This window comes from Martinezella sp. CNPSo 3890 (assembly GCF_057784455.1).
In genome coordinates this window covers 147,758-164,415 of sequence record NZ_JBXSOR010000004.1, presented here as the reverse complement: position 1 = coordinate 164,415, position 16,658 = coordinate 147,758, and the positions used below count along the sequence as shown (strand labels likewise).

The following is a 16,658-nucleotide window of genomic DNA, read 5'->3' as shown; positions in this document are numbered from 1 at the left end:
CTAATGGCTTGAAGTTGCGCCCAGGCTTTTAGGCGTCTCCCTCCAAGAGGAAGCGTACTTGACGAGGATAGTCGCAAGCCTGGCCGAGATGAGCGAAATGATGGAAATTGCGACGAGATAGATCGCGATGTAGACGGGCTGCGGCAAGTGGATATTACGCATCAGATGCCCGTAGATCTCGGTAAAGCCGCGATGACACATGTAGATCGGGTAGGAGAGATAGCCGAGAAAGATTCCGAGCCGCTGCAGCCTCTCCGGCAGTTCGAGCATGGTGCCGGCAAGGACGATGAGCGGCGAGATCAGAACGCAGAAGACAAGCGCATATTTCAGCGAATAGGTGGGGAGAAACAGCAAGGTTAAGATCGCCGCGATGGGCAATAGTGCCGCATAGCTGTTCACCGTGCGCCCCAGCACGGTTTTACCTCGAAGCCGATAGATGATCATTCCGAGGGTGAAGGAGAAGAAGACGCGGGCAAGGCCGCCATCCACAGAGTGCCATTCCCAGCCGAGATCGAGCGATTTGTGGAAAAAAACCGAGACGATCAGCATCGCCAGAGATGCGGCGGCAATGAGGATGAGGCTCCGCGTTTTCAGTCTGAACAGCACCAGTGCGAATACCAGATTGGCCAACAGCTCCCAGAACAGCGACCAGGCGGGACCATTCAGCGGGTAGAGCGCCAAGATGTCTCCGGCCGACCGCGTCAGAAAGCTTGGGGAAGGCAGCATGAAGACGGTGGTGAGGATGCTTGCGGCAAGATCGGCCCGCCCGACGCCTGCCGCCTGCCAATGTAGCAGCAATTGCACCAGGCCGTAGACGCTGCCGATCAGGAAGAGCGGATAGAGACGCGCGTATCGTGCCTTCATGAAGGCCAGCACCGTCATGCCGCCATCAAGCTTTTCACCATAAGCCCTGGCGATGACGAAGCCGCTGAGCACGAAGAAGAAATCGACGGCGATATAGGCCGAAGGCGCATAGGGCCTGTCGAGGTGATAGACGACAACGGCGAAGGCCGCCAGGCCGCGCGTCGCGTCCAGGGCGGCATATCTGTGTGTCGTTGCATCAGCCGGCATTGATCGGAACCTCATTGGGGAAAAGGTTACGCCTAAGTTATCCGGCGGCGCGCACGCCGAAGAATTCGTTTCTCAAATTTTGATCAAGCGGGCGCACCCGCGAAAGATTGCCCAGGAACTGACGGGGACTTGTCAGCACCGACCGGTTCAGGAAATGCGTCCTGATGAGATTGGAGGACTTGCTGTGGGCGCCGGCATGGCCGACCCGATAGATCGCGCCGCGGAAAGGCAGCGAGCCGAGCGGCGCGCCGGCGTCTGCAAGCAGCTTGCCGATGCGCACATGGCTGCCGAGCATGGATTTGATATAGTCGATCTCGGCATCCTCGAAGGTCGCCGGCAAACGGTAGAGATCGGAGCGGATGATCAGCGATGTCCCGCAAAAATTGGCGAAGTCGTTGTGATGCATAAGCAGCCGGCCGCCTTCGTTCCAGAGATAGCCGCGGTCGATCTTCCAGCCGTTGGCATCGGGATTTCTGGCGGCGAAATCGACGATATTGGCGCTGACGAAATCATCGTCGTCGACGATCATGAAGAAGCGGGTATCGCGCGCGGACAGCATGCCGCTCAAGACGCGGCGGCCCTTGTCCAGCCGGAACGCATCGTAGACCTTTTCGCGATCGGCACCATCGATGTCGTGGAGCTGGTTCGGCGGGAAGGTCACGCGTTCCGCCGTAAAATTCGGCGGCAGATCCGGCAGATCCGCGCCTTCATTGGCGACGACTACGCCGCGCCAGTTTTTGTTGGACTGCCCGGCGATCGATGCGATCGTTTGCGACAGGCGTCGTTTGAGCGCCGGCCAATCATTGGAATTGGCCTGATGGCGAACGGGAATGATGAACGTGACCAGTGTCATGAGGCGCCTTTCCGACTTGGTATTCTATCGCGGGATCGAATGAGCGTTGTTTCCGTCCTTATTCGCGATGGCGGCTACTATGCCTTCGCGCGACGGCCTTGCAGCGTCGTCCGCACGAGGAAGAGGACCCTTTCCTTGCATAAGAGAAGGATGAGGGCCGAATAGGCGAGGCCACCGACCAGGACTTCGCAGACGAGGCGTTCCGCAAGGGGCCGGTCGATCAGCGCCGACGAGATTGCCAAGACGGCGACAAGCATGCCGAGATAAGCAGCGATAGGTCTTAGGAACTGGCCGAAATATTCCAGAATGCTGAGGCCGATCAATCGCGACACCATCCACAGCGTCACCGGCCAGAGCATCACCACTCCGAGCATGAGTCCGAAGACGACGGTTGTCACCCCATATTGGTGAAGAACGAGCACGGTGAGGATCGAGACGATGTTGCGCACCAGCTGATAGTAGAACCACCAGTCGGATCTGCCCTGGCTGGTAATCAAGGAAGCCTGGATGATGCCGATGCCGGCCATCAGACCGATGACGCAGAAGAAGCGAACCGGCCAAACGGCGGCAGCCCAGTGCGGCCCGAAGATCAGCGGAATGGCATCGTCGGCGACCGCTGCCAGTCCCATGAAGGCCGGAAAGGACACCAGCGAGCAGCCGAAAGTCGCCATGAGGAAGGCTTCGCGCACCTTCTCCCGATCATGCTGCAGTGAGGAGAGCAGCACGTGGCTGACCGAATTCAGCCCGCCCGCCACGACATTGTTGAGCATCTCGTAGAGCCGCCGGGCGAAATTATAGATACCGAGAGCAGCCGGGCTTACCAGCGTGCCGATGATCAGCTGGTCGAGATTCATGGTCTGGAGGAAGCGGTTGCCCGAGGCGAAGATGCCGTAATGCAGCAGTTCGCGCAGGCTCGAGAGCTTTACCCTGAAGCCAGGCAGCCATTTCGCCCCCCAGAAAGCGGCGATGCAGGCGGCCGCCGGTGCTGCGATTTGGGCAATCGCAAGCGCCCACAGGCCGAAACCGGCGAAAACCAGCGAAAGACAGATGATCGCCGAAACAGAGGTGGCGATCGCGGTGCGGGCCGCAGCAAGATGGAAGGACATCGTGCGGCCGATCAGGGCATTGGGCACGATGATCATCATGTCGAAGAAGATTTTCAGGCCGATGATCAGCAGCAGTTTGACGATATCGTCATGTCCCAGCCAATGGGCGAGAAACGGCGAAAGCAGAAACAGCGCGGCATAGAGGATGGCTGCGGAGACGAAGGATAGCCAGAAGACCGTATCGAGATGGCTGCGCCGAATGGATTTCTGCTGGATCAGTGCCTCGCCGAAGGCCGTCGGGCCGAAGCCGGAGGCGAAACTGACGATGGCGAAGGCGAGCGCGACCAGGCCGAAATCCTGCGGCAGAAGGAAACGGGAGGTGACGACGAAGACAAGGCTGTTGAGTGCCGTCGGGATAAGCGTATCCAGCGCCGACCAGAAAGCGCCCCTCAATGCGGCCCGCGACCGGTTTTCGCTTAAGTGTTCAAAGACGATTTCATCCGCTTCGGACGCTAGCAATCGCATACCTCGCCGTTTTAGATCTGCAGCGGATGCCGGAGATCCGGCGCCCGCCATTGCCGCTTCGCCATCATTCGATGGAGCAGGACGGCGTGTTGGATGCTTGATCTAGGCCAGCCCCTCGATTTGTCTAGGGAGAATTGTTGCATTGCAACATTGCGTTGCTGAAAGTGATCTCGCGATCAAGGCAAACGCGAATTTTATCTGTTCAGAGCGGCGAAAAGCGCCGCCGTCACTGCGCGGCCGAGCGGACTCTTGGCTCGTCCCATTCGATTTCGGGAGCAGCATCGGCTTCATCCAGAGGCTCGTTCATCTCGTAAAGATAGCCTTCGAGCATGTCGCAGGCGCGTTCGTTGGCGCCGATCTTGGCTTCCGTTTCGCTGATGGCGGTGGCGATCGCCTTGATGCGGGCGCGCAGCATGTGTCCGACCACGTCCTTGCCGGGGCGCTTGCCGAGCCGGTCGAGATGAAGGCCGATGCGATTGGAGTGTCGCTCGAGCTCGCTCTTGCTGAAATTCGCCTTGCGAATTTCTTCCAGAAGGCTCGCTCGCATCTTGGCGACCGGATCGAATGTGCCGGGTTCCCGCTCGTCCAGCACTATCTCGGTAATCAGCTTTTCGATGGCGACCAGCGCCTGCAAGTCGACGGCATCGGTCAGTTCGACGTCATAGCCGGTATCGTCGAACACCTTGCGGCGAACGGGGTCGAGAAGAAGCTCATAGGCCTTCTGCAGCTGCGCGAAAGCGTCGGTATCGCCGCCGGAATCCGGATGGGCTGCCTTCGCGCGCTTGCGATAAGCCGCCTTGATCTGCTCTTCGCCCGCATCGCGCGCAACGCCGAGAATATCGTATGGATCAGTCACTCCAACTCCTGCCGCCGCTTGTTCCTGTCTTAAGTCCTGGCCGCTGATATCGCCCGCGCGGTTTAAATGTCCCGCCCGGCCGTTTCAATCGGCTCCGGCGCTATTTGTACCATCACAAAGGCAGAGTTTGGACAAAAAGAGTGCTATGTCAAAGGCGAAGTCGAACGTCTGTGGAAATGCGGTGCTTTAAATCGTTCGGTCGAAGAAGGCGGTCGAATGTGCCTGTTTGAGCCGGTAAAGCTGGGCAGGGCGATTGCTTCCGCGTCGCATTTCCCCGGAAATCGGCTCGATGAAATCGACTTCCGCGATGCGTTTGCGAAAGGCAGATTTATCGAGAAGGCGGCCAAGAAGCCGTTCATAGACGGCCTGCAATTCGCTCAAGGTGAATGCTCCCGGCAGGAGATGCACCGGCAGGGTCGTATATTCGACTTTGTTGCGCAATCTGGTGAGCGCCGCCTTCAATATGGCGGCGTGGTCGAAGGCCAGCGGTTCCACACTCCTATCACCTGCGATCGGATGCCAGGCGACGTCGGTGATATTGCCGCCATGTTGCAAGCTGACGGCATCCTGCGCGATCAGTGCCATATAGGTCACGCTCAGGCTCCAGCCGCGAGGATCGCGCTTGCCATCACCGAAGACACCCACCTGTTCGAAATAGGGCGCTGCGACGCCTGTCTTGTCACTGAGTACGCGTCTTGCCGCAGCCTCCAGATTTTCATCTTCATCGACATGAATCCAGCCGCCGGGCAGGGCCCAGCGGCCGGTAAACGGCTCCGCGCCGCGTTGGGCGAGCAGGACCTCGAGCCCGTCCGCCGTCAGGGCAAAGATTGCGAGATCGACCGAAACGATCGGCCTTTTATCGGGGGCTTCAGAGCTGCTCATGACTTGAAACATAACCCGGCGACACCTTAGTGTAAAGCTTCAACTAACTTAGTTGACAAAATACACTAAGTGATGTTTGTTCACGTCATCGCAGTTTCAAACGCCACTTTCAGGAGGCAGTCATGTTCGGATTTCGTTTCATCAAGGCCCAACCGACCCAGTATGTGATCCAGTATCGAGGCGGCCGACCGCAGCGAGAGGGCGCGGGACTCTCGTTCTGGTATTTCGTGCCGTCGACCTCGCTGGTCGTGGTGCCGACCGCCAGCGTCGACGAGCCTTTCATCTTTCCCGAGGTGACGTCGGACTTCCAGGAAGTCACGGTTCAGGGGCAGATCACCTATCGTATTGCCGAGCCGAAACGGACGGCGGAACTGCTCGATTTCTCGCTCAATGCCAAAGGTGTTTACGGTTCGGAAGACCCGCAGAAGCTGTCGCAGCGGCTGATCGACCAGGTTCAGGTCGTCATGCGTGCTGAAGTGCAGGCTTTGTCGCTGAAAGAGGTGCTGGCGGCCGGCGAGCTGCTGGTCGGGCGTGTCGCGGCGACGCTGCATGACCATCCCGTATTGCGCGCACTGGGTCTTGAGCTGCTCAGCCTGTCGATCCTGGCGGTGAAGCCGAAACCTGAAACTGCCAAGGCGCTGGAGGCCGGGGCGCGCGAAGCGCTGCTGCGCAGTGCCGACGAGGCGATCTATGCCCGCCGCAACGCGAGCGTCGAGCAGGAAAGGACGATCAAGGAGAACGAGCTCGCGACCGAAATTGCTGTCGAAAACAAGAAGCGCCAAGTCCGTGAGGCACAGATGGATGCCGAGCGCTCGGTGCAGGAGCGGCAGCTACAGATCCGCCAAGAAGAAATGACAGGCAAGATCGCGCTTGAAGAGCAGAACAAGGCGCTTGTCGCTCTCGCCTCGGCCAATGCGCGCGAGGAAGCCGACGCGAAAGCCTATGGCCTCGCTGCCATGATGAAATCGTTCGGCGATGCCGATCCCAAGATGCTGCAGGCGCTCGCTTCGGTCGGCATGGATCCTGGTCAGTTGATGGCGCTCGCCTTCCGCGATCTTGCTGACAACGCCACCAAGATCGGTCAGCTGAACGTCACCCCCGATCTCCTGCGCGAGATGCTGCAACCTCAGCCAAGGGGATAAGTCATGCCTGTCGCAAACAACGCAAAGGCGGAAGATAGAAAGATCGTGCTGATCGTGCGCGACACCCGCCTTGACGAAATGGTCGCGCGCTTCAATACCGTCCAGCAGGCGCAGTTTTATGTCGAGCACTTAGGCGCGGATTTCGGCGATTATCTCGCGGAACACCGGCGTTATCAGGCGGCTGCGCGCGACGTCGAAGCAAGTCTGCGCTCCGTTGCCAGGGTGCAGACACTCAACCGCCGCTATCTGGCAAACTTCATATTCGGCGCCGATGATCTCGTCGTCGTGCTTGGGCAGGACGGCCTGGTCGCCAATACGCTGAAATATCTTGACGGTCAGAATGTGCTCGGCGTCAATCCCGATCCGAAACGATGGGACGGCGTGCTGTTACCTTTCCAGACGGCCGACATGCGCAAGGTCGTCCCCGAAGCCTTGGCGCAACGCCGGCCGCTCAAACGGGTGAGCATGGCAAAGGCCGCACTCAATACGGGAGAGGTGCTCTACGCAGTGAACGACCTCTTCATCGGCCCGCGCAGCCACGTCTCGGCGCGCTACGACCTTCAGATCGGTGAACGGCATGAGCGGCAGTCGTCGAGCGGCATCATCATTTCCACCGGCATGGGCTCGACCGGCTGGCTGAAAAGCCTCTATGCCGGCTGGGTAGGTGCTGCTGCGAGCCGCGGCGTGGAGCTGCCGGCGGGCATTGCCGATGCTTCCTTTCCCTGGGATGCGCAGTTCCTGCACTATTTCGTGCGGGAGCCTTTTCCCAGCCGGACGACCGGTGTTTCGCTGGTGTCGGGGCAGGTCGATGCAGAGATACCGATGACCGTCGTCTCCGAGATGGCGGAGCATGGGGTGATCTTCAGCGATGGCATCGAGGCGGACTTCCTGCCTTTCAACGCGGGAACGCAGGCAAAGATCGGTATTGCCGAGCGCCAGGGACTACTGGTGACGTAACGACTATCGGCCCGCTCCTTTGCAGGATACGGGCCGTGGAAGGCTGTTTTAGATTATTAAGCGGCCGAAAAAGGCACGGCGACGAAGGTCTTGTTGCCGTCGCGCTCGATCAGAAGTAGCACGGATTTGCGACCATCCTTGCCGGCCTTGGCGACGGCCGTCTGCACCTCATGGGCGTTATGCACCGGCTGGTCGTTGACCGAGACGATGATGTCGCCGGTCTGGATGCCGGCCGCAGCGGCGGGCTTGTCCGGATTGACACTGGCAACGACGGCGCCTTCGACACCATGCGGCAGATTCAGCTGCTCACGCACATCCGGTGTGAGGTTGGCGAGGCCGACACCGATGCTTGGCTGGTTGGACGGCTGCACCTTGCCGTCGCCAGCGTCGTTGGCAGCCTGCTTGCTGTCGTCATTGCCGCCGATGGTGACATTGACGTCCATGCTCTTGCCGTCGCGCCACAGTGTGACCGAACGCTTGTCGCCGGGGGAGAGATCGGCGACCAGCCGCGACAGATCCTTCGGCGTCTTGACGGCCTCGTTGCCGACGGCGGTAACGATGTCGCCGCTCTTGATGCCGGCGCGTGCGGCTGGCGTATCGTCGTTGACGCTGGCAACGAGCGCACCTTGGGTCTGCGAGAGGCCCAGGGCATTGGCGATATCCGAGGTCACCGGCTGGATGGCGACGCCGAGATAGCCGTGATCGATCGAGCCGTTCTTCTCGAGCTTGGCGACGATCGCCTTGGCCTCGTCGGAGGGAATGGCAAAGCCGACGCCGACGCTGCCGCCATTCGGCGAGTAAATAGCGGTGTTGATACCGACGACATTGCCTTCGCGGTCAACCAGCGGCCCGCCGGAGTTGCCGTGGTTGATGGGGGCATCGATCTGGATGAAGTCGTCATAGGGGCCGCTGTGCAGGTCGCGGCCGCGGGCCGAGACGATACCGGCGGTAACGGTCGTGCCGATACCGAAGGGGTTGCCGATCGCCAGAATCTGGTCGCCAAGCTTCAGCTTGTCGGAATCACCCCAGGCGATGGTGGCGAGCGGCTTCGGCGCCTTGATCTTCAGGACGGCAAGATCGGATTTGGCATCGGCACCCAAAAGCTTGGCAGGCAGCTCGGTACCGTCATCGAGCGTCACCTTGATGTCGACCGCATTCTGAATGACGTGGTTGTTGGTGACGATGACGCCGTCCGGGCTGATGATAAAGCCGGAGCCGAGCGCCATGGCGCGCTGGTTCTGTTGCTGGTGCGGCATCTGCTTCGGGAACGGGATGCCCTGATTTTCGAAGAATTGCCGGAACTGCTCGTCCATCGGCGAATTACTTTCGGCACTGGTGTCGGTCGCCTTCATGGTGGTGGTGACGGTGACGACGGCCGGTTTATCGGCGTCGACGATCGGAGCGAAGGAGCCGCCGGGCGCGATGATGCCGGCCGGCTCTGCCGCCGAGGCGAGGGTTGCGGATGTGCTGAAGGCAAAAGGCAATGCGCCGGCGCCGACGATGATAGCGGCACCGACGATGGCGGCTGTGCGATGTTTGCGGAGAAGAGAAGGCATGGCAAAAGTCCCTTGCGAGATCGTTGGCGGTTTGGCGGCCCGTCCATATCGGGGATGGGCTGCGATTGGTCCGCGTCAATTTTGCGAGCGACTTCGTTTCCCATTTTTTACTACGGGAAGCAAAGTATAGATTTGAATTGGCGCTTGGTGTTAATATGATCCGCAAATTAACTTTTACAAATTAAATATTGATCATGTTTTTATTGCAAAATTTTAAGATATTACATGAATTTAATGTTGGACGGCCGGAAATTTTCCATATTCAAAGCTGCGCTGCCGGCCAACGCTTGAGGGCCTCTGTTCCAAGCTCCGTCAGCGCGTAGATGCCGCGGTCGATGCGCTCGAACCAGCCATAGACATTATCCCTTAGAATTTGTGGGGCCTTCGGTGCCGCTTCGCGCATATCCTTAGGGCGCTGCACGCCGTTTTCGATAGCGGCGGCGCAGGCAAGGGCCTGTTGGCGGTAGGCGGTCATGATCGGCTTGCGGGTGCTGCCGCCGAGTGCCGGGTCACCCTTGCGCCGGCGATGTTCGTCGACAAGGCGCGATCTGCGCCGTGTGTTCTTGCGCGGCATTGGCGCGATGGGGCTGACGACGATATCCACGACGTCGTTGTCCGATACGGCGAGCATGCCAAAGCCCAGCCGGCGGCACAAGTCGCGGAACCGGCGATCGCCTTCCCGGCCCTTTCCCTTCTTCGAGACGCGGGCGGCGATCCAAACTTCATCGCTGGCAGCTGCGCGATCCACCGCCTGCAGGATGAGTTCGAGATTAAAGGTCATCTTCAGTTCGCAGATGACCACGACCGGCGGCTCGCCATCAGTCACTCCAACGAGGTCGCAGCCGCCGATTTCGCCTTTCACCGCATAGCCGGCGGCTTCGAGAAATGACTTGATGGGGAGATAGAGCGCCGTTTCCAAATCCGCCTCCGGGCTTTGCGTGTCCGGACAAGGTTAGCCGATTCGGTTAACCAGACGGTCGATAAAGGTGCGAAGCGGCTCTTGCTGCAAAGGCGAATATTGCAGGCGTGTGAAAAAAAAGGGGCCGATGGCGAGGCCCCTCTCACGGGTAGCTTACGCCTTGAAATCCAGCTCGACGTCGCAGGCGCCGATCGAAGCCGGCAACAACGGCTTGCGGATGCGCTGCCCGAATTGCCGCTTGAAACCGAAGATATTGCCGATGAGGCTCTTGGTATAGAGGCCGGGGCCGCTCGAATAGATGCGCCAGCCGCCATCGACGCCGATATCGCCTGCCTTGACGCGCGCCCATTCCGCGGAAGCCTGATAGCGGTCGTCGAAGGCCGCATCGCTGCTGCTGAAATAGGTATTGCGCTGGCGCAGCGACGCATGTTCCACCCGGCCGCTGACTGCGATCGGGTTGGCAAGTGCCAGTGCTGCCCATACGGCCTCTGCATCGTCTTCAAGCGCCAGGGCTTCGCAGTATCGCAGATGCGCATGCACATACATGAGTCCGATCTCGCGGCCGAAGAACGACGAGGATTCGGCACGCCGGAAGAGCTTTTCTGGGCCGCCGGAATAGGTCGCCGGCTTTTCCATCAATCGGACGCCATCCGGGAACAGCAGGTTCTCGCGGATGATCTTCATATGGACATGGCGCTGATCGGGCGTGAACAGGCCGCCGATCATCGGCTGCGTCATCGCGATCAGCGAATAATGCAGGCCCGTGCGCGTATCCTCTGGATGCAGAAGCAATTTGACGCCGTCATGGCTCGGATCGAAGACGCCATAACCGGCAACGATGCCGTCACGCATCAGGAGCCGGTTGAAATCGGCGCGCATGGCAACCGCGGTCGCTTGCAGCGACTGCGCTTCCTCGTTGCGGCTGGCGAGCGTCAGGATATTGGCGTAGCGCACCAGCTGTTCGTACAGGAGTGAAACGGTCCAGCTGCTGACCATCCAGTCGCGCAGATGCGGGTCGGCCGGCTGCAGGCTGTCGTTCCAGTCGCCCTCGCCGTAGCGGATGAGGCTCGTGCCCGGCACGAAGCGGCTGCGTACGGTGTCCAGCAGTTTTTCGATGTGATCGGAGATCGTCGCGCGTTCCGAAGTCAGCTGCATGGTGTCGTCGGCACGCCACGGCACGGTTTCTGCAAGGAAAGCGATGTCGCCGGTCGCCTCGATATAGTCGCAGAGCGCCTTCAGCGGCCAGACGACGATATCGCCGTGAGCCTCGCCGGCGCGGATGTTGGCATAGGGCTCCAACATGAACCATTGCGGCCAGTCGCCGCGATCGCGATACTGCTCGGAAAAGAGCGTTGAAAGGATCTGCCGGACTTCTTCGTCATGCTCGTAGGAAAGCAGGAACTCGATCGGCCCCTGGCAGACGTCCCGCGTGCCCCAGGCAGCACCCGTATATTGTTCGAGCCCGTGCGGCACGCTCAAATGCACGATGGCATCATGCGCGATCCAGGGCAGCATGACCGCCTGTGCCGCCACATCGCGGCCATCGCCCTCGATGCGCGCGCTTCGCGTCACATGGCTCCAGAAGCGTTGCGCGGGTGCGAGCATCTCTTCGCTCTCGACACCGGCGCTGTAGCGCGCGGCAAGCGCTTCCGCCGCATCCGGATCGGTCATCGAGCCCGTGACGGCAAAGCGTAGTGCCTTCGTCGGGCGCGATTTCAGGGCGATGAACGGGCCGTTGCGGGTGGTGCCATCGGTATAAAGCAGCTCATCGCCGCCAACGGTTTCGAAGGCATCCGGGGTCGACGTGACGAGGTGATAGCCGGCCTTCGGGTAGCGATCCCAGAGCCAGGACGGCTGCGGCCGGAAGGAGATGCGCTTGCCTACCGTATCGATTGCGATGTTCGCCACGGCCTCATAGTCTCGCTCGCCAAGCACGACATGGCCGAAGACGAGGAAACGGCAGGGTTCGCCCTCCACCGAAACGCTCCATTGCATGGCCGGATCGTCGCCAGAGGCGATTGCCGAAACGATGATGGTGCGACCGGGGAGCTTGTAGATCCACCTGGTATCGCTGAGCCCCATTTCGAAGGCGGCGGGCACGCCGAGCAGGCGCCAGCCGTCGCCAAGGTCGACGAGAATGCGCAGGCCGCTCGATCGCGTCATATTGTAGGGATCGCGCGAGACCGAGAACAGCTTGTGGAAGGAGGTGTTGCCGATGGTCAGCTGCGCGGCGAAGATGCCCTGCATCCAGCAAGTGGCAGCTAACGTCTGGTCATCGAGCAGCATATTCTGGCCGCTGCGAACGATGGCGCCGTGGCGGCGAGCCACCAGGCGCTCCTTTTCCTGGAGCACGATGTGCCTGTTATGCACTCCATCCGGCACGAAGAAGGAGAGCAGTTTTCCATCGGCCCGCTCCTCCAACATCCGCTTCGGATAAAGCGCGTCGATGGCGGCCTGATCCAGGCTGCCGCTCTCAGCAAGAGGGGCATCCTGAACGAGACTGCGTGCCGATTGAGCGGCAGCAATCGTGTCGATCGCCAATTCGCCCTGAAGTTTCGGCAGGCCATCGAGATGGGCAAGGTCGGCATCGCTGGAAGCAGCCGGATGATCGGCGATGAAGAGGCCGAAGAAGGTCGTAGTGGCGGCGCCACCTGCTGCGAGCGAAAGCGGCTTCGACTGGATTGTCGGGCAGGCGACCTCATGCTGGCGGCGCGTGCTCGGCAGGCTGGCGCCGAAATCCGGCACCATGACGCCATCATTGCTCTTGGAGGGCACGAGGAGCTGGATGGCATCGGTCGCGTAAGCCGCGGCACCCTCAAGGCAGCCTTGCGCGAGCCACGGATTTCGCCCGCCGCCCTGCTTGAGATTCTGCCTGGCCATAATGACAGGACCGAAGGTGGCATGGGTGGCGATGTGATGGTCGATATATTGTGAGGCATAGGCCTCGCTGTTCATCAGGAAGCCGCGATCGCCGAGGCCGACATCCTGAACGAGAATGAGATCAGCCGAAAGCATCGCGTTGGTGCTGTTTTCCAGCGAAATTTGCCAGAACCATGCGGTCTGGCTCGGATGCAGCCGGAGGCTGACGGTGTGTCGTACGCCTTCCGTTTCGCCGCTCCAGGAAAAGCCGCTCTTGCCATGGCCGAACTCTACCGTAGCTTTCGGGCCGACGATTTCGGCCGTCGCCGGCTTAGGCCCGCCGATGCGCAGATAGAGCCGGCCAATACCGCCATAGACAGGCGATCCGAGCACCTGATTGATCATGACGCCGCCCTGCTGGTCGGCAAAGTCGATCGAAAACAGTGTGCCGTTCGGCAGCGCCGAAGCCGAAAGACCGGCGGTATTGCCGAGCGTGATGAGGCCAAGTTCTTCGCGGCGGGGCGTTTGAAAGCTGCGATTGGTGTCCGAGGACATAAGCGTGATCTCGCTGATTCATGGATCGGATGAGGGGCACTAGATCACAAGGCGGCGCCCGATCATAGGAGGCAATTTGCCATTCACCAGCGCAATCTTTTGTGACGGCTTACGGAAAATACAGGCGCCGATCCGGCGCAATGCGCCGGATCTTTTCTGTGGGAGAGCACCCGGTGTCAGTGGTGCGGGTGCTCCGCAACCTGGTTGGCCGTGCGTATAACAGCCGAAAGATCGGCATCGTCGAAGGCTTCCTTGGAAATGCCTTTGACCTTGAACGTTCTGCTTTCGCCAGGCGCGAGATTGACCAGCATGTCGTCGACTTCGGCATTCGGACTGATGCGATCGACGAACAGGCAGACATCACGCAGGAAGGACTGCGCCGTGATGGTGATAGCAATCTCGTCCGGCGTCTGGACGCTTTCGATATCGAAGCGGGGCTGCGGATATTGCAGCTGCATGTCCTTCTCGAAGAACCACCAGGCTTCTACATCGCCGAGGCGAGCACGCAGATATTCGCGGCGCGGATCGCCCGGGGTCGCGACCTCGGACGGGATGTCGATATCGGTATTTTCGAAGCGATCGCAGAGGATGCGCCAGACGTGGTGACGGGCGAGCAGCTTGCCGGTGAAATCGAAACGCTCGACCGTGAAGGGCACGCGCCAGAACAGGGTCGCGTCGTTGACGGCAACGGCGGCCAGCCCATCGCCGCGTGGCTGAATGGTGAGGAGATGCGGCGCATAGCTATGCTTCAAGGCATACCACAGCGGCTTCTTCCTGCCAGCGCCATCGACGGCCGCCCAGGAGGTGACCGGCCAGCAATCGTTGAGCTGCCAGACGATGGTGCCCATGCAGGTCGGCCGATGCGAGCGCATATGGTCGATGCCGTAGCTGATTGCGCGCGCCTGGTTCAGCTGCGTGACGAAGAGCCAGTCGTCGAAATTTTGCGGGTGGGGAAACCAGCCTTCCAGCCCCTGTAGAAGCTTGTCATTGCCGCCGGTTGCCTTCTGGTGATGCAGGACCGCGGGGGAGGCCGGCGCGCGATCCTTCTCGCGAACGGATTGGGCAAGTGTTGCGAAGGTCGGCGGTGCCTGCCAGCCGAATTCGGAGCAGAAGCGCGGTATATAGTTGCGGTAGGTCTCGTAGCCCACCTCGTTCCAGACATCCCAGATGTGCCGGCAGCCGTGCTCGTCGGCATTCGGCGCGATCTCCATCGAGCCGGAATAGGGGCTGCCTGGCCAATAGGGACGGGTCGGATCGATCACGGCCACCAGCTTCGGCAGGAGGTCGAGGTAGTAGCCGGCGCCCCAGGGGCGATTGCCCAGCACGTCCTGCCAGCCCCAGTCGAAATAGCCCCAGATATTCTCGTTATTGCCGTTCCAAATGACCAGCGAAGCGTAAGGCATGAGCCTTGTGATCGCCTCGCGCGCTTCCGCCTCGATCTCGCTGTAGACCGGCTCTTCTTCGGGATAGGTGGCGCAGGCAAACAGGAAATCCTGCCAGACCATGATGCCGGCGGCATCGCATTCCTCGTAGAACGTATCGGTCTCATAGATGCCGCCGCCCCACACGCGCAGCATATTCATATTGGCATCCCGGGCCTGGGCGATCCGCTCGCGATAGCGTTCGCGTGTCACGCGCGGCAGGAAGCAATCGTCGGGAATCCAGTTGGCGCCGCGGGCAAAGACCGGCACATCGTTGACGACGAGGGTGAAGGCGGAGCCGACCTCATCGGGCGTCGTATCCAACCGCACGGAGCGGAAGCCGACGCGCCGCTTCCAGCCGTCGAGCGCCGTCCCATCCGAGCCGAGCAGCTGCAGGTCGAGATCGTAAAGCGGCTGCCCGCCCATCCCATATGGCCACCAGACCTGCGGATTGTCGATGCGGCATTCGATCAGCGCATGTGTCTCCCCCTGCGCGACGCGCACTTCCGCGCGCTTGCCGCCGATGGAGAGCACGAGCGCCACGCTATCCGTGCCCTTGTCGGCCCATTCGATTTCGACATGCAGGCGCGCGACGCCCTGGCTTCCTTGCAGGGTGATTTCCGGCCGGATGCTGCCGAGACGGGCCTTCGACCAGCTCTCGATCAGGATCGGCTTCCAGATGCCCGAAGTGACGACGGTCGGGCCCCAGTCCCAGCCGAAGTTGCAGGCCATCTTGCGGATGAGATTGCTTGGGCCGGGATAGTTCTGGGGAATATCGGCGGCGCTGCCCAGCTGTTTGCGGACTTCCTCGCCATGTTCATAGGCGGATTGGAAATCGACGATCAGCTCGTTGCGGCCGCTTTTCAGATGATCGCTGGTGCCAAAGCGGTAGCTGCGATGCATGTTGCGGGTTTCGCCAAGCAAACTGCCGTTCAGTTCCAGGCGCGCGGCAGTGTCGAGGCCGAGGCAGGAAAGATCGATGCGCTCGGCGTCCTCGCCGTCCCAGTCGAAGGCCAGACGATAGCGCCAGGCGGAACGCCCAATCCAGTCCTGCGAGATTTCGTTGACGTCGAGATAGGGATCGGTGATCAGCTGCGCAGCCATCAGGTCGAGATGAACGTTGCCCGGCACGGTCGCGGGGATCGAATTGGGCAGGGCCGGTGCGCTGGAGGGCGCGCGAAGGCGCGAGATGATCCAGCCGGTGTCGAGCGTCTGTCTTTTCATGTCATGTATCCGTGATGAAATGGATGTCTCAAACAGCCTTTGGCGCGATGAACTGCAGGCCCGCCTGCAGGTGGCGGTTCATGTGATAGGCGTAGGCGATTCGATCCCGTTGTTCCAACGCTTCGATGATGGCGCGATGATCATGGTAGGCACTGTCGACGGCCTCGCGGGAGCGCTTGCCCGCCTCCATCAGCCGCTGCAACAATGGCTGCATAATGCCATAGACTTGTGACAGGGTCTGATTGCCGGCGAAGCCGACAAGGGTGGCATGAAACCTGAAATCAAGTTCCGCAGCCTCGGCCAATGTCGATGCGGCCTTCATCGCGTCGTTGATGGAGCGCAGCCTGTCGATGGCGACTTCATCAAGCGTTTCGAACAGAAGATCGCTGAGATTGACCTCGATGAGGCGACGAAATCCCTGGATATCGAGAAAGCTCTCCGCCGAGATGTCGATAGCGAAGGAGAAGAGGTCCATCAGTGCCTGCTGGCGGCGGTCCGTAATCACCGCGCCGACCTTCTGGCGGCTTTCGACAATGCCATAGGCCTTCAGGATGCGGATCGCTTCGCGCACCGTATTGCGGCTGGTATTGAACATGGAAGCGAGCTCGGCTTCCGAGGGCAGGGCATCTCCGAGACCGAGATTGCGCTCGCGCATCAGTCGCCGCAGCGCGTCGACCACCTGATCGACCGCGGAACCTCTATCCTCGATATCAGCGGTATCCACCACCGTCTCTCCTCCGTTGTTGAAAGCATATTGTTGGTCAATAGTGGCGTCAAGCGACCAAAGATGAT

At 60.5% G+C, this 16,658-nt stretch carries 12 protein-coding genes; 2 read left to right on the top strand and 10 right to left on the bottom strand.

Translation table 11 applies throughout. The features are described 5' to 3' along the window. The 5 genes from AC13RC_RS13505 to AC13RC_RS13485 form a co-directional block, all read right to left on the bottom strand. Entirely contained in the window at positions 1-1,071 is a 1,071-nt protein-coding gene (locus AC13RC_RS13505) for an acyltransferase family protein (protein WP_488557418.1), read from the bottom strand. A 37-nt stretch (positions 1,072-1,108) separates the two neighbouring features. Then, positions 1,109-1,924 carry a galactosyl transferase gene (locus AC13RC_RS13500; RefSeq protein ID WP_113329701.1) on the bottom strand — a complete coding sequence of 272 codons (816 nt, stop codon included), beginning with the start codon at positions 1,922-1,924 and terminating at the stop codon, positions 1,109-1,111. Between the two features lie 77 nt (positions 1,925-2,001). Continuing rightward, the gene (locus AC13RC_RS13495; RefSeq protein ID WP_488557417.1) at positions 2,002-3,495 is read right to left on the bottom strand and encodes a lipopolysaccharide biosynthesis protein; all 1,494 of its coding nucleotides are present in this window, start codon (positions 3,493-3,495) and stop codon (positions 2,002-2,004) included. Between the two features lie 226 nt (positions 3,496-3,721). Beyond that, on the bottom strand, positions 3,722-4,351 hold the full coding sequence (locus tag AC13RC_RS13490) for a DnaJ domain-containing protein (RefSeq protein WP_113329703.1): 630 nt from the start codon (positions 4,349-4,351) through the stop codon (positions 3,722-3,724). Positions 4,352-4,537: 186 nt separating this feature from the next. Further along, complete coding sequence (locus tag AC13RC_RS13485) at positions 4,538-5,233, bottom strand: NUDIX hydrolase (RefSeq protein ID WP_488557416.1); 696 nt, start codon at positions 5,231-5,233, stop codon at positions 4,538-4,540. Positions 5,234-5,355: 122 nt separating this feature from the next. On the opposite strand from AC13RC_RS13485, the gene AC13RC_RS13480 reads away from it, so the two are divergent. Together AC13RC_RS13480 and AC13RC_RS13475 are read left to right on the top strand one after the other, a co-directional pair. After that, positions 5,356-6,375 carry an SPFH domain-containing protein gene (locus tag AC13RC_RS13480; RefSeq protein WP_488557415.1) on the top strand — a complete coding sequence of 340 codons (1,020 nt, stop codon included), beginning with the start codon at positions 5,356-5,358 and terminating at the stop codon, positions 6,373-6,375. Positions 6,376-6,378: 3 nt separating this feature from the next. Beyond that, positions 6,379-7,332, top strand: coding sequence for a diacylglycerol kinase catalytic domain-containing protein (locus AC13RC_RS13475; protein WP_145318663.1), 954 nt, complete (start codon positions 6,379-6,381; stop codon positions 7,330-7,332). 56 nt (positions 7,333-7,388) lie between these two features. Here the strand turns inward: AC13RC_RS13475 and AC13RC_RS13470 are convergent, their stop codons facing one another. From AC13RC_RS13470 to AC13RC_RS13450, 5 genes are all read right to left on the bottom strand, one after another. Next, positions 7,389-8,888, bottom strand: a complete 1,500-nt coding sequence (locus AC13RC_RS13470) for a DegQ family serine endoprotease (RefSeq protein WP_488557414.1) — start codon at positions 8,886-8,888, stop codon at positions 7,389-7,391. Positions 8,889-9,150: 262 nt separating this feature from the next. Next, positions 9,151-9,807: a DUF2161 family putative PD-(D/E)XK-type phosphodiesterase gene (locus AC13RC_RS13465; protein WP_183808985.1), complete on the bottom strand. Its 657-nt coding sequence runs from the start codon at positions 9,805-9,807 to the stop codon at positions 9,151-9,153. A 153-nt stretch (positions 9,808-9,960) separates the two neighbouring features. After that, complete coding sequence (locus tag AC13RC_RS13460; protein WP_488557413.1) at positions 9,961-13,221, bottom strand: GH36-type glycosyl hydrolase domain-containing protein; 3,261 nt, start codon at positions 13,219-13,221, stop codon at positions 9,961-9,963. 176 nt (positions 13,222-13,397) lie between these two features. After that, complete coding sequence (locus AC13RC_RS13455; RefSeq protein ID WP_488557412.1) at positions 13,398-15,866, bottom strand: glycoside hydrolase family 2 protein; 2,469 nt, start codon at positions 15,864-15,866, stop codon at positions 13,398-13,400. A gap of 28 nt (positions 15,867-15,894) precedes the next feature. Next, the gene (locus AC13RC_RS13450) at positions 15,895-16,590 is read right to left on the bottom strand and encodes a FadR/GntR family transcriptional regulator (RefSeq protein WP_233789847.1); all 696 of its coding nucleotides are present in this window, start codon (positions 16,588-16,590) and stop codon (positions 15,895-15,897) included. Between the last annotated feature and the right edge of the window lie 68 nt (positions 16,591-16,658).

Excerpts from the sequence above, each read along its gene's own strand:
- AC13RC_RS13505 (WP_488557418.1), bottom strand. The coding sequence starts at position 1,071 with ATGCCGGCTGATGCAACGACACACAGATATGCCGCCCTGGACGCGACG.
- AC13RC_RS13500 (WP_113329701.1), bottom strand. The coding sequence starts at position 1,924 with ATGACACTGGTCACGTTCATCATTCCCGTTCGCCATCAGGCCAATTCC.
- AC13RC_RS13495 (WP_488557417.1), bottom strand. The coding sequence starts at position 3,495 with ATGCGATTGCTAGCGTCCGAAGCGGATGAAATCGTCTTTGAACACTTA.
- AC13RC_RS13485 (WP_488557416.1), bottom strand. The coding sequence starts at position 5,233 with ATGAGCAGCTCTGAAGCCCCCGATAAAAGGCCGATCGTTTCGGTCGAT.
- AC13RC_RS13480 (WP_488557415.1), top strand. The coding sequence starts at position 5,356 with ATGTTCGGATTTCGTTTCATCAAGGCCCAACCGACCCAGTATGTGATC.
- AC13RC_RS13475 (WP_145318663.1), top strand. The coding sequence starts at position 6,379 with ATGCCTGTCGCAAACAACGCAAAGGCGGAAGATAGAAAGATCGTGCTG.
- AC13RC_RS13470 (WP_488557414.1), bottom strand. The coding sequence starts at position 8,888 with ATGCCTTCTCTTCTCCGCAAACATCGCACAGCCGCCATCGTCGGTGCC.
- AC13RC_RS13460 (WP_488557413.1), bottom strand. The coding sequence starts at position 13,221 with ATGTCCTCGGACACCAATCGCAGCTTTCAAACGCCCCGCCGCGAAGAA.
- AC13RC_RS13455 (WP_488557412.1), bottom strand. The coding sequence starts at position 15,866 with ATGAAAAGACAGACGCTCGACACCGGCTGGATCATCTCGCGCCTTCGC.